Genomic DNA, 12028 nt, shown 5'->3' on the forward strand with positions numbered 1-12028 from the left:
CCTTTCCCTCCGGAGGGGGGAAAGGTGGCGCTGCGAAGCAGCGACGGATTGGGGGAACCACCTGGCAATCAAGCCTCAGGTCGATCAGTCACGCCAGGGAGAAATGCCCGGCAGGGCAATGAGGGGCGGCGCTGACCTGTCAGGCAGCCATGGGTCGGCGGTTAAACGCAGATGCCGGCGCTGCCCCTCATCCGCCCTTCGGGCACCTTCTCCCCGTGAAACGGGGAGAAGGGACTAACCCTGCGTCCAGAAGGCGATCTCCTGCGCCTTGGTCCTGAGCTCGGTCTTCAGCCATTGATCGTCGTCGTCGAGGTAGCTCCACGGCGTCCTGCCCTGCGCCCGCATCTCGCGGATGTAGGAGCGGTAGCGGTAGTGGCTGTAGACCGACATCGCGTATGTGGCATAGGCGGCGGCAAGCTTCCTGTGGCCGCGCACGATCACCAGGTTCTCGTCGTTCTTCTCGCTCGCCGGCGCCGAGAAATTGTGGCTGCCGGTCACCACCACGCAGTCGTCTGAATGCGGGTCGGTCACCAGGATCTTCGAATGCACGATGGCGTGGCCGATCTGCGACAGGAAGCTGCGCCGGTTGACCTCGGCGATCCATGGCCCGAGCGGCGCGTCGAGGCCTTGCGGCTGCGCCACCGCGTAGCGGTCGGGCGTGAATTTCCGGTCGCTGCTCACCAGGTCGATGTCGAGGAAATTCTGTTCGGTGCCGCCCTCGTCCGCGCTCAGCGTCGAGACCACGCCGCGCACATACATGCCCTTTTCCCTGGCGCGCTGGCCGGCCAGCGTGTGCAGCCCCTGCTTGCCCGGCGTGAACATCAGGAACAGCACCGCCTGCCTGGCCGATGTGATCACATCGCGCAGCGCCGCCATGTCGGCCCCGTCGGAGGTGCGGGTGAACCAGACGGTCGCCTTGGCGGTGCCCACTGTGAAGGTTTTCGGCGCGTTGTTGTCCGCCATCAGCGCCGGCGTGAAATTGGCCGGGTCGGTCTTCGGCGGCGAGGCGTCCTTGAGCAGGTCCCAATGCTTGCGGAAATGCTCCGCCACCGCCGCGTCCTCGATCAGCAGGCCGTTGTTGACCTGCGTGCACAGGCCCGTCGTGCTCCAGTTGGTGCTGCCCGTCCACACCTTCTTTGGCTCGCCGTCCTGCGACACGACGACGAACTTGTTGTGGCCGAGGCCTTTCGATTTCAGCATCCGGTCGATGGTCGCGATGCCGTGGTCGTTGAGGTTCTTGCGCGCGTCCTTGTTGCCGTCGCCTTTTCTGTCGGAGCCGTTGGCGAGGATGAGATTGAGCCGCGGCCCGAGCCCGATCAGCGCCGTCTCCAGCGTCGCGTCGCCGAGCTCGTAGAGGGCGGCATGCAATTCGTCGCCGGCGCCTTGCGTCAGCCCGACCATGCGCAGCCCGAGATCGCCTTCCAGGAAAGCGCGGAACTTTGCGTCGCCATTGGTCTGCAGGCTCTTCTTGAAGGCCGCCGGCGAGAGCTTGTTCTTGGCCATGTAGCGGGCGACGAATTGCGACAGCACCAGGCCGCGGTTGAAGTAGCAGGAGAAACCGCCACCGGCGTCGGTGGCGAGCGTATGCCAGTCCGTCCAGTCGCTCGACACGCCCTTGGTCAGCGGCTTGCCAGGGCCGGCGCTCATCATCGCGGTCACCCGGTAGCGCACGACATTGCCGACATCGGCCGCGTGGTCGGTCCAGTTGAAGCGCTGGAACGGCCACACATCCGACGGCCGGTGGTCGCCCGATTTCGGCTTGTCCTTGGTGAAGCCGACGCGGTTCTCGACGGGCTCGATCTTCTCGGTCGCGCCGGCCTTGCGGCCGCGCTCCAGAAGGAAGCCCCGGCATCCGGCGATGAAGTCGCTGGGCGCCCAGGCGACGAAGGCGTCGTCGCCGTTGGTGTAGACGGAGACTTTTATGTCGATGGCCATCTGTCATTCCTCCCCATCTGTCGTTGTTCCCAAAGCGCGGCCGGCATGTCCGGCTCATCAATGCAGCCAACAAGAATCCGCCCCGGAAGCAGGGTCCCGGATCAGTTGAAACAGAATATTCGAAAGGTGACGGCGATGATTATGCGGTGGCAGAAGATCGGATGTCAATGTTTTGCAGCGCCAAGTATAATTCTATGAACTGCTTCACATTGTATTCTATTTGCCGGCAAAACAAAGGCGGATGGTTTCGCCAACCATCCGCCCAAACCGGCATGGGGGTAGTTCCAGGAAAAGCGCGAGCGGCGAGGTTGCCATCGGGGCCTCACCGTTCCTTTCCGTGAAATCGACGCAAACGCTGGGATTGGCGGAAGCCTCCCAGCCTCGTCATTCCAGGGCGGAGCAGCCGCGAAGCGGCGTCGCGCAGACCCTGGAATCCATTCCGTGACTTTGATCGAAGAGCGCAGCGGAGCAGAATTCTGCACCGTAGCAGCGCTCGGACGTCACGGAACGGATCCTCGGGTCTGCGCGCGTCGCTTCGCTCCTTGCTCCGCCCGTGGATGACGATCGCGATGGGCGTTTCGGCCAATCGCCAAGGCATGCCATCCGCCCCACGCGGATATTTACCCGACGAGTCGAAATCCCTGCGCTACGGAACCGGCCGGCCGTCCTCAGCTCTTGCTGGAGGCCAGCACCAGCACCGGCTTCTCGCTGTAGAGCGTAGGGAACAGCGCCTTCAGATTCTCGATCTTGGGCAGGTCGTTGTAGACGATGTAGGGATAGGTCGGGTTCAGCGTCAGAAAGTCCTGATGGTAATCCTCGGCCGGGTAGAAGGTCTTGCCGGTTTCCAGCGTGGTGACGATCGGCTTGCCGAACACCTTGGCCTTGTCGAGCTGGGCGATGTAGCTCTCGGCGACCTTCTTCTGCACGTCATTCTCGGCGAAGATCGTCGAACGGTACTGCGTGCCTGAATCCGGCCCCTGGTAGTTCAACTGCGTCGGATTGTGCGCGACCGAGAAATACACCTGCAGCAGCTGGCCGTAGGTGACCTTCGACGGGTCGTAGGTGATCTCGACGGATTCGGCGTGGCCCGTGCGGCCGGTGCCGACCACTTCATAGACGGCGTTTTCGGCGCTGCCGCCGGTATAGCCGGACACCGCCTTGTTCACGCCCTTGACGTGCTGGAACACGCCCTGCACGCCCCAGAAGCAGCCGCCGGCGAAGATCGCCTTCTCGGTGCCGCTCGCCGCCTTCTCGTCCATCGCCGGCGGCGGGATCACCACCGCGTCCTCGGCCGAGCGTGCAGGGCTTTGCCAGAAGGTCGCGGCAGCCGCCGTCAGGATGATCGCCGCGAACGCGCTCTTGACGAAGTTCGCCGGTCGGCTCCCGGCCGTTTTCCGAATGTCGGTCATGTCAAATCTCCCATGCCTGTTGGTACGACTATACGATATATGGTGCCGCCGGCGGCGCACATTGCCGTGCGCCGGTCAAATCCAATCATCCGACATGCCGGGCGGCAGCCTCGATGAGGTTGGCGATCTCATGCGGATGAGAAATCAGCGACAAATGGCTTGCCTTCACTTCTATGGTCTTTGCGTTCATGCGCTTGGCCATGAAGCGCTCGAGATCCGGGTTGATCGTCCGATCCTCGGTCGAGACGGCATACCAGCTTGGCTTCGAGCGCCAAGCCGCTTGCGTCGTCTTCCCGGAGAATAGCTTGTCCGAGATCGGTGCCTGCACGGCATAAAGGATGCGCGCCTTCTCGCTAGGAAGATCGCCGGCGAAATCTCGCAGGAAAGCCTCTTCTCCGAGCTTGCCATAGCCTCCGGACCAGACAAGGCCGGCGGAGGCGGGGGGCGCCGCAAAAGTCTTGGCGAGCGCCGTGTAGTCTTCGCCGGCATCCGGTGCACGCGCCGCGACATAGACCAGCGACGTAACCTTCGAATCCACGCCTGCCTCGGTGATGATCATGCCGGCAAAGGAGTGCGCGACAAGGATCGTCGGTCCATCCTGGAGCGCGATGGCGCGGCGCGTTGCCTCGACGCCCGCCTCCAGGGTGGTCAGCGGGTGTTGGACGGCGGTTGTGTTGAAGCCGGCCTTCTGAAGAACCCCGATCACCTCCGACCAGCACGAGCCATCTGCATAGGCGCCGTGGACCAGGATGACATTGCGAACCTTGGAGCCCGTTTGCGCTCGCGCCTTGTCGGCGCCGGCCAACAGCGTCGTTGCCATTCCAGCGGCGAGTGCGGCGGAGAAAGTACGTCTGTTCAACATGATGGTGGGCTCCTTGCGAGGGTCGCAAACTTGGCAATTCCAGAAAAGCGTGCAGCGGACTTTCCGTCCGGAATTGTGTACAAAACAACTGGCTCTCGCGCCGCGAGAGAACAACCTGGGGCGCCCTCGTCTGCCGACGCGCCGAGGCTGCAAAGACCGGACCTATTGAGCCGGAGCCATGGCGTCCGCCGGCTTCATCGCATCCGTGGCCGGCTTCATCGCGTCGGTGGTAGCCGGCTTCATCGCCTCGGTGCTCATCGCGTCGGGCTTCATGGCGTCGGCGGGCTTCATGGCGTCAGCCGGCTTCATGGCGTCGGTCGCCATCGCGTTGGCGGGCTTCATCGCGTTGGTCGCGTCGTCGGCGCGGGCGCCGGCGACGAAGACGGCAGCGGAAAGCGCGAGGGCGAGCGCCGGCAGGGTCAGATACTTGGTCATGATAGTCTCCTTGGGTTTTGGCGCGCGGAAGCGGGCCGGGTTATGCGTTGCCGCTGTCATGCGGCCCCGCGCGTAGGGAAAAAGAGATCAGTTGGCGGCCGCGGCCAGGATCGGGCCGCCGCCTGGCGCCTGCACCAGCACCGCGGTGTTCAAGCCGCCGGTGGCCGCCGGCAGCGGCAGCGTGGTGGCCTCGCCGTTCCAGCTGCCGAGCTTCGTCAGCGCATGCACGACATTGGCGTGCGGCAGCGTTCGGCCGGTGTTCTCGCCACGCGCCACCGGCACCCCGACGACGCCTCTCGTGTAGCGCACCAGCCAGATGTCGGCGCCGCCGCCCGGCGCCTTGCCGGCGCCGATGCTGACCTTGGCCTTGTCGAGCGAAAGCTCCGGACCCTGGGTGTGGCCGCCTTTGGCGATCAGGCTCTGGATTTCGCCGGGCGCCGCGCCCACGCCGTCGCGTCTGCCGTTCACCACCACTTGCGGCGTGAACGGTCCGTCACGGCCGAGCGACGGCTCGTAGGTCACCTGGCGATCGGTGAATTCCTTGCGGCCGAACGTGTCCTTCCAGCCGAGATAGTCCCAGTAGGTGACGTTGAACGACAGCGCCAGCACGCCCGGCTGGTCCTTGACCTTGATCAGGTTGGCGTTGGCCGGCGGGCAGGACGAGCAGCCCTGGCTGGTGAACAGCTCGACCACGGTCAGCGGCTGTGCCGAAGCGGCGCCGAGCGTGGCGGCAAGCATCGCACCGGCGAGCAGGCCGGTCCTTGTCTTCAATGCAATCATGGGGAAGCAGTCTCCGTTGCGGCGGGTCATGCTCCCATTTCGCGACGGCGCAGGGCTTCGTTACAGCTTCACTGGTTTGTGATTGGGGTGCCTCAGTGCGGAACGTTGGAGGGACAGCACCCCCCTCTGCCCTGCCGGGCATCTCCCCCGCAAGGGGGGAGATCAGATGTCGCGCAGGCCTTCGCCAATCTCCCAAGTCGAAAGGGAGATGCCGGCGGCGGAACAGCCAATCTCCCCCCTTGCGGGGGAGATGGCCGGCAGGCCAGAGGGGGGTGTGAAGGATCGCGACGCTTGGATCCGTCTCAGATGCGCGCCGATCCACCTTCCCGCATGGGGGAGAAGGCGAAGGAAAAACCCCCACCGCTTGCCCCTCAACCCGGCCCCTGCTAAAGCGCGCCGCATGACGACGCCCCTCGACCACATCCGCAATTTCTCCATCGTCGCCCATATCGACCATGGCAAATCCACGCTTGCCGACCGGCTGATCCAGCTCACCGGCACGCTGGAGGAGCGCGACATGAAGGAGCAGGTGCTGGACTCGATGGATATCGAGCGCGAGCGCGGCATCACCATCAAGGCCCAGACGGTGAGGCTGAACTACCGCGCCAGGAACGGCGAGGACTATGTCCTGAACCTCATCGACACCCCCGGCCATGTCGACTTCGCCTATGAAGTGTCGCGTTCGCTCGCCGCCTGCGAGGGTTCGTTGCTGGTGGTCGACGCGAGCCAGGGCGTCGAGGCGCAGACGCTGGCCAATGTCTACCAGGCCATCGACAACAACCACGAGATCGTCGTGGTGCTGAACAAGGTCGACCTGCCGGCGGCCGAGCCCGAGCGCATCCGCGAGCAGGTGGAGGAGGTGATCGGCCTCGACGCCTCCAACGCGGTGCTGATCTCGGCCAAGACCGGCCTTGGCGTACCCGACGTGCTGGAGGCGATCGTCCACCAGCTGCCGCCGCCGCGCGAGGGCGACATCGCGGCACCCCTGAAGGCCATGCTGGTCGACAGCTGGTACGACGCCTATCTCGGCGTCATCGTGCTGGTGCGCATCATCGACGGCGTCATGAAGAAGGGCCAGACCATCCGCATGATGGGCACCGGCGCAAAATATCTCGTCGAGCGCACCGGCGTGTTCAAGCCGGCCCGCGTCAATGTCGACGAGCTCGGCCCCGGCGAGTTCGGCTTCTTCACCGGCTCGATCAAGGAAGTGGCCGACACCCGCGTCGGCGACACCATCACCGAGGACCGCCGCCCGACGCAAAAGGCCCTGCCCGGCTTCAAGCCGGCGCAGCCGGTGGTGTTTTGCGGCCTGTTCCCGGTCGACGCCGCCGATTTCGAGGATCTGCGCGCCGCCGTCGGCAAATTGCGCCTCAACGACGCAAGCTTCTCCTACGAGATGGAAACCAGCGCCGCGCTCGGCTTCGGCTATCGCTGCGGCTTCCTTGGCCTGCTGCATCTGGAGATCATCCAGGAGCGGCTGGAGCGCGAGTTCAACCTCGACCTCATCGCCACGGCGCCGAGCGTCGTCTACCGCCTGAATCTCAACGACGGCTCGGTGAAGGAACTGCACAACCCGGCCGACATGCCCGACGTGGTCAAGATCGCCTCGATCGAGGAGCCGTGGATCCGCGCCACCATCCTCACCCCCGACGACTATCTCGGCGGTATCCTGAAGCTCTGCCAGGACAGGCGCGGCATCCAGGCCGATCTCTCCTATGTCGGCAAGCGTGCCATGCTGACCTACGACCTGCCGCTCAACGAGGTGGTCTTCGATTTCTACGACCGGCTGAAGTCGATCTCCAAGGGCTACGCCTCCTTCGACTATCACCTGACCGACTATCGTGAGGGCGACCTGGTCAAGATGTCGATCCTGGTCAATGAGGAGCCGGTCGACGCGCTGTCGATGCTGGTGCATCGCACGGCGGCGGAAAAGCGTGGCCGCGCCATGTGCGAGAAGCTGAAAGAACTGATCCCGCACCATCTGTTCAAGATCCCGATCCAGGCCGCCATCGGCGGCAAGGTCATCGCCCGCGAGACCATCTCGGCGCTGCGCAAGGACGTCACCGCCAAATGCTACGGCGGCGACGTGACCCGCAAGCGCAAGCTGCTCGACAAGCAGAAAGAGGGCAAGAAGCGGATGAGGCAGTTCGGCAAGGTGGATATTCCGCAGGAGGCATTTATCCAGGCGCTTAAGATGGGGGATTGAGGGCAGCTAGGGCCTAACCGATTATCTGTGTCACTATCTGATCTATTCTACTTGAGACATTAGATAGCAAAAGAGCATCTCGAATAAGTTTTCGGGCGCGCTGAAAGCCGACATTGTCGGGTATTTCGACATAACCTGCGATGGACTCGGCTCTCTCCCCTAAACTGACAAGATCTTGATGCTGACGATCGGACTGGTCGAACCGAGGGATTGGCAGATTGAACATTACCTTGTCGAAGTCCCTTGCTCCCCATTGGCCTTGAGACTGCATGCCTTCTACACGAGAACGAACTGCTTCTGAGTTAAGGGTCGCAACTAGGAAGCGGCACTCATCGATAGTTTCAAAACTTCCCCAATAGAGCTTGTGGTCAATTAATATTTCCGGGTCCGTGACTAAGCATGCGGCTGGAAATATACCCGCCTTGGAATACACCACCCGGTGAGGGCTCACTGGGAACTGGCGAGTTAGCTCTTTATGGTAATCCCAGCGTTCAATAAGCGTCATGCTACCGGAGGAGTGCTTGGTCCAGGCTTGCTCCACTTTCCGCATCCAAGTGGCCAAATGCGGGTAACCTTGATCTAATGCGGCGTCCGCGTCCAAAAGAACTTTCTGCCTAGCGTACCAAGGTACGACGCCGAGCGTCGGCTCAAGGACGCGAAACTGACCGATGGATTCACCTAAGAGGACCGGTCGAAGGAACTGTCGTTCAACCTGCCCTCGATAGGGCGAAAGAAACTTCCACGGCGCCTTGTCCTGAGAACCAACTCGACTTTCGACGACGGGGGCACTTGGATCTTCGCCAAACTTGCCTACCGCGACTGATTGTACAATTGTCAGCCTGCGCGGGACGAGAGTCGCGCCCTGTTTGAAGCGATCGCGGTAAATTGAGGTATTGTTAAATTTTACGGTTGTCGGCCATGGTTGCTCCGCCTTGACCAGATTTGCCAAAGCTTCGCTCGGGGTTGCATCTCGCCTAGGTAGGGCTCCTTTATAGGCGGTTACGGTTGCGGGTAATTTGCCCGATGTCGCACTCTTCCTGCCGAATATCACACAGGAGGGGACTTCGAAGAGAGGTCGAACGTCGCTGTCGAACGTCCAGATTTCCTCAAAACGAACGATCGCGGCCGTGTTGCCTCTTCGATCCGAAAATCGTCCAGTACGAAAACCCGCGTACTGCCCCCTAGTAAGGGTCGCGAACGGCATCACAAAGGCAATATGTCCGGTGCGGCCAAGGTACCTCTCCACGCTGCGCGCAAAGAAATAGGCCGATAAGTCGTGGTGGGGGGCCAATTTTCCGCCCTCCCATAGTCCTCGCGCCTTGCTGGCCTCCCGGAACCGAAGCTGAAGATCTGGAGACATGGCGTTGTACCTAAGCCATGGCGGGTTTCCTAGCAGTACGTCCGGCCGACCCTTCCGCAAGCTTAGCCAAAGCGGACGCGTCAGGTTTCGAACAACAAATGTCCAAATGTGGTTCCTGCCCGCTGCATGGAGGGCACTCATATGCTCGAATGACTCTATGAGGATGTCCTTGTCGGTGTCCGGCAAAGTGGTTTTGGCATTCAACCAACTCTGGAACGACCGGATTGACGCCGCCTGATCAGCAAATTCGCGCATGGTCCTTAGAACGTTGTCTAGCAATGCCGGATCGCCAGCGACAGATCCGGGAAATCTGAGCGGCGGTTCGCCAGGTACGGCGATTTCAACCTCTTCTTCCGACAACAGCTCCCGAACGTCCCATTGCAGGGCGTCACCAAGATATACTGGGATTGACAGTGGGCCTTCTTTTCTCCTCAACCGATCGGCACCGATTGCCAAGAGGTACGTGACACGGGCAAAAAGCACCGCAACCGGATGTACATCTAGCCCGGAAACTTGATCAACGCATCGGGACAATGCTTCCTGCAATGGGACGCCGCCCTTCTCAGCCGCATCGAGGAAATGTCGTACAGCTGTAAAAAGGAAGGTTCCTGAACCGCAGGACGGATCCAGAACTTTGGTGTCGAGCGGGTCTGGTACAGCACGACTATACACCCATTCCGCCAACCAATCGGGGGTATAGTATTCGCCGAGATAGTGCCTCTGACGCGGATCGATCAGCGACTCATAAATTGCCTTAAGAACGTCAGCCTCTATTTCCGAGAGGCGAAAGCGTCCAACTTGCAGGGCGATCCGATCGACTAGCGCATCTCCCCCTGGCACTAACAGTATCCAGTCAAAGAAGTCGGCTTCGATGGCACCGTTTAGGCCCGATTGAGTGAACGGCGCTCCAGCCAATAGCTCGCCAGGTTGGATCCGACCTTTAACCAGAACGCGGATGGCCATCGTTTTGGCTACGATCGTTAGGTAAGTGTGCTGAAGGAAAAGCTCGTCAGGCTCGATAAGTGTTCCGTAGACAAACTCTAAATGCCTGCTCCAGAGATCGTACTTCAGAAGGGCTTCAGGTACTGCTCTGGCGTCTCGCCACAGCAGACGTAGATCTTCCAGAGCTCGACGGAACACCAAACTATCTCGTCCAAACTCCGAGCGAACCGTTACTGCATCAGGGAAGAGTTCTTCCCGAGCGGTGGTTGCCGTGTCCAGCCATCTCAGAAGCGCTCTCGGATCGCTCTGAGACGGAGAAAATTCATCCAGCCGCTCAAGGCGTCCTTGACTTGTCTGATACGCGACAAAATTGGCTCCGTCGGTCGCAATACCTAAATAGCGGCGACCAGTTGAACGCTCTCTATCTGCAAGATATCGAAGGAGACCATCCTCCGCGTCTCGCTGTTCTCTACGAAGGTCTCGTTTAAACTCGAAAATGGTCGAACCAAAGACTGCGTCTATCCGCCCCCTTACTTCCGGGACGGGAACTTCGAAGTTTGCCGCCTGGTCAGGAAGGTCTAAGCCTACGACGCAAAGCTCGCGAATTACACCGCGAACGTTCTCGTGCCCTGGGCGGGTACGCAGAAAGTCAACGATTGTGGATAGACGCGAAGAACTAATGGGCAATTCCCGGACTCCAATAAAGTCCGAGCGAGACAACCAAGCCCCCGCTCGATATCTACCCCTGATTATTTACAGACATATATAATATTTGCTTAACATCAGGAATCTAAAGTAATTGTCTGCGGCTTGGGTCTTATGGGGGAAGTGAACCTCGGCCGAAGTAGGAGGTAATAGGGGCACCCGCCTGCTGCGGTAAGTCAAATTCACGGAACTGCTGCTGTGGAGCCTCAAGGCGCGAGTTAGAGCAGTTCGAGTCGCCGCTGAGTGCCTTCTGACGAGTGCACTTCAATAGTACTCGACTTCGGCGTATCCTCTCCAGGCTTGGGGAGACATCACATGCGCTCCACCTCGGACACCATCGCCGCGATCGGCCTCGCCATCGGCGCCGCCTTTGGCCTTGCGGGCACGTTCGTTGCGAGCGATGCGCTGCGCGAAACGGTCTGGACCATCGACGGCGTCGGCATCGTGGTCGCCGCGGCGCTTCTCACGATGAAATACCAGCGGCTCGGCAATGATCTCGTCGCGGCCGGTTTCCTGACCTTCCTGGCCGGCGAAAGCCTGCTTCTGGCCGGCAATGCGGCGGGGCTGCAGGCCAGCGTGCCTTCCTATGCCGGCGGCATTGCACTCTGGGCGGCGGGGCTGGTGATGGTCAGCGCGCAAGCCAATTTCGCGCTCTGGATGCGGCTCACGGCTTTCGCCGCCGCTGTGCTCTTCGCCGTCTCGGTCCTGATGATCCTGTGGGGCGCGCCGCTTTTGCCCACCTCCGCGCCGCTGCCGGCGCTCGGCTATCCGTTCCTGGTGCTGACCTTCATCGGCTGGATCTGGACTTTGCTCAAAGCCGAGCGTTGAGTGCGAAGGCGATGGCCGCGCCGCTCGAAATCCGCAACAGCCCGTCGGGAAAGATCCTGCCCGCGCTCGGGCCGTTCCTGCTTGGCGGCATTTTCGGCTTCGGCGCGCTGCAGGGCGTGGCCTCGGGCGCGAACAGCGGGCATGTGCTGTGGATCGCGCTGCTTTGCGCCGCCTGCCTGGGGCTCGGCGCATTCATCGCGCGCGGCGCCTTCGACAGTTCGGTCAAGGTGGTGCTGAACAGCCAGGGTTTCCGCGATGCCCGCGCCGGCGACGTGCTGGTGCCGTGGAGCAAGGTGCGCAGCGTGCGGCTTGCCGCCGGCGGCAAGGGCGCGGCGATGCTCAATTTCGAGCTCACGGAGGAGCCGCCCGACGCAATCCGATATTCCTCCGCCAACGCCTTCGGCCTGATGCCTTTCGGCCGGAACATCGTGCATATGGAGATCTCCTCGCTCGACGTGCGCGGCGAGGAGATGGTGGATGCAGTGAAAAAATTCGCGCCGCATGTGGCGGTGAGGAGGTAGCGATCGCCTGCGTTTTAGAAGGAGCGGGGCGCCGAAGCTGCTGAT

Annotated in this window: 9 protein-coding genes; 3 read left to right on the plus strand and 6 right to left on the minus strand. The window is 61.7% G+C overall.

Annotated features, from left to right (window positions below; translation table 11 throughout):
* Nucleotides 1–234: 234 nt before the first annotated feature.
* From FJW07_RS30300 to FJW07_RS30320, 5 genes are all read right to left on the minus strand, one after another.
* Nucleotides 235–1935: a phospholipase D-like domain-containing protein gene (locus FJW07_RS30300; RefSeq protein ID WP_140859974.1), complete on the minus strand. Its 1701-nt coding sequence runs from the start codon at nt 1933–1935 to the stop codon at nt 235–237.
* 668 nt (nt 1936–2603) lie between these two features.
* Nucleotides 2604–3344 (minus strand): peptide-methionine (S)-S-oxide reductase MsrA, encoded by a 741-nt coding sequence (msrA, locus tag FJW07_RS30305; protein WP_140859981.1) that lies wholly within the window; start codon nt 3342–3344, stop codon nt 2604–2606.
* Between the two features lie 85 nt (nt 3345–3429).
* Nucleotides 3430–4209, minus strand: a complete 780-nt coding sequence (locus FJW07_RS30310; RefSeq protein ID WP_140860139.1) for an alpha/beta hydrolase — start codon at nt 4207–4209, stop codon at nt 3430–3432.
* Between the two features lie 159 nt (nt 4210–4368).
* Nucleotides 4369–4641 carry a hypothetical protein gene (locus FJW07_RS30315; protein WP_140859987.1) on the minus strand — a complete coding sequence of 91 codons (273 nt, stop codon included), beginning with the start codon at nt 4639–4641 and terminating at the stop codon, nt 4369–4371.
* 87 nt (nt 4642–4728) lie between these two features.
* Nucleotides 4729–5421: a DUF1223 domain-containing protein gene (locus FJW07_RS30320; protein ID WP_140859995.1), complete on the minus strand. Its 693-nt coding sequence runs from the start codon at nt 5419–5421 to the stop codon at nt 4729–4731.
* Nucleotides 5422–5821: 400 nt separating this feature from the next.
* Between FJW07_RS30320 and lepA the strand changes: the two genes are divergently transcribed.
* Nucleotides 5822–7627, plus strand: coding sequence for a translation elongation factor 4 (gene lepA, locus FJW07_RS30325; RefSeq protein ID WP_140783124.1), 1806 nt, complete (start codon nt 5822–5824; stop codon nt 7625–7627).
* Nucleotides 7628–7640: 13 nt separating this feature from the next.
* On the opposite strand, the gene FJW07_RS30330 is transcribed toward lepA, so the two are convergent.
* Entirely contained in the window at nt 7641–10616 is a 2976-nt protein-coding gene (locus tag FJW07_RS30330; protein ID WP_140860001.1) for an N-6 DNA methylase, read from the minus strand.
* A gap of 333 nt (nt 10617–10949) precedes the next feature.
* Between FJW07_RS30330 and FJW07_RS31855 the strand changes: the two genes are divergently transcribed.
* Both FJW07_RS31855 and FJW07_RS30340 read left to right on the plus strand, forming a co-directional pair.
* Nucleotides 10950–11462: a hypothetical protein gene (locus tag FJW07_RS31855; RefSeq protein WP_181182767.1), complete on the plus strand. Its 513-nt coding sequence runs from the start codon at nt 10950–10952 to the stop codon at nt 11460–11462.
* Between the two features lie 11 nt (nt 11463–11473).
* Nucleotides 11474–11983 carry a hypothetical protein gene (locus FJW07_RS30340; protein ID WP_140860009.1) on the plus strand — a complete coding sequence of 170 codons (510 nt, stop codon included), beginning with the start codon at nt 11474–11476 and terminating at the stop codon, nt 11981–11983.
* The last annotated feature ends 45 nt before the right edge of the window (nt 11984–12028 follow it).

Source organism: Mesorhizobium sp. B3-1-9 (assembly GCF_006439595.1).
GTDB lineage: Bacteria > Pseudomonadota > Alphaproteobacteria > Rhizobiales > Rhizobiaceae > Mesorhizobium.

Coding starts and splice junctions, on each gene's coding strand:
- FJW07_RS30300 (WP_140859974.1), bottom strand. CDS start 1,935: ATGGCCATCGACATAAAAGTCTCCGTCTACACCAACGGCGACGACGCC.
- msrA (WP_140859981.1), bottom strand. CDS start 3,344: ATGACCGACATTCGGAAAACGGCCGGGAGCCGACCGGCGAACTTCGTC.
- FJW07_RS30315 (WP_140859987.1), bottom strand. CDS start 4,641: ATGACCAAGTATCTGACCCTGCCGGCGCTCGCCCTCGCGCTTTCCGCT.
- FJW07_RS30320 (WP_140859995.1), bottom strand. CDS start 5,421: ATGATTGCATTGAAGACAAGGACCGGCCTGCTCGCCGGTGCGATGCTT.
- lepA (WP_140783124.1), top strand. CDS start 5,822: ATGACGACGCCCCTCGACCACATCCGCAATTTCTCCATCGTCGCCCAT.
- FJW07_RS31855 (WP_181182767.1), top strand. CDS start 10,950: ATGCGCTCCACCTCGGACACCATCGCCGCGATCGGCCTCGCCATCGGC.
- FJW07_RS30340 (WP_140860009.1), top strand. CDS start 11,474: ATGGCCGCGCCGCTCGAAATCCGCAACAGCCCGTCGGGAAAGATCCTG.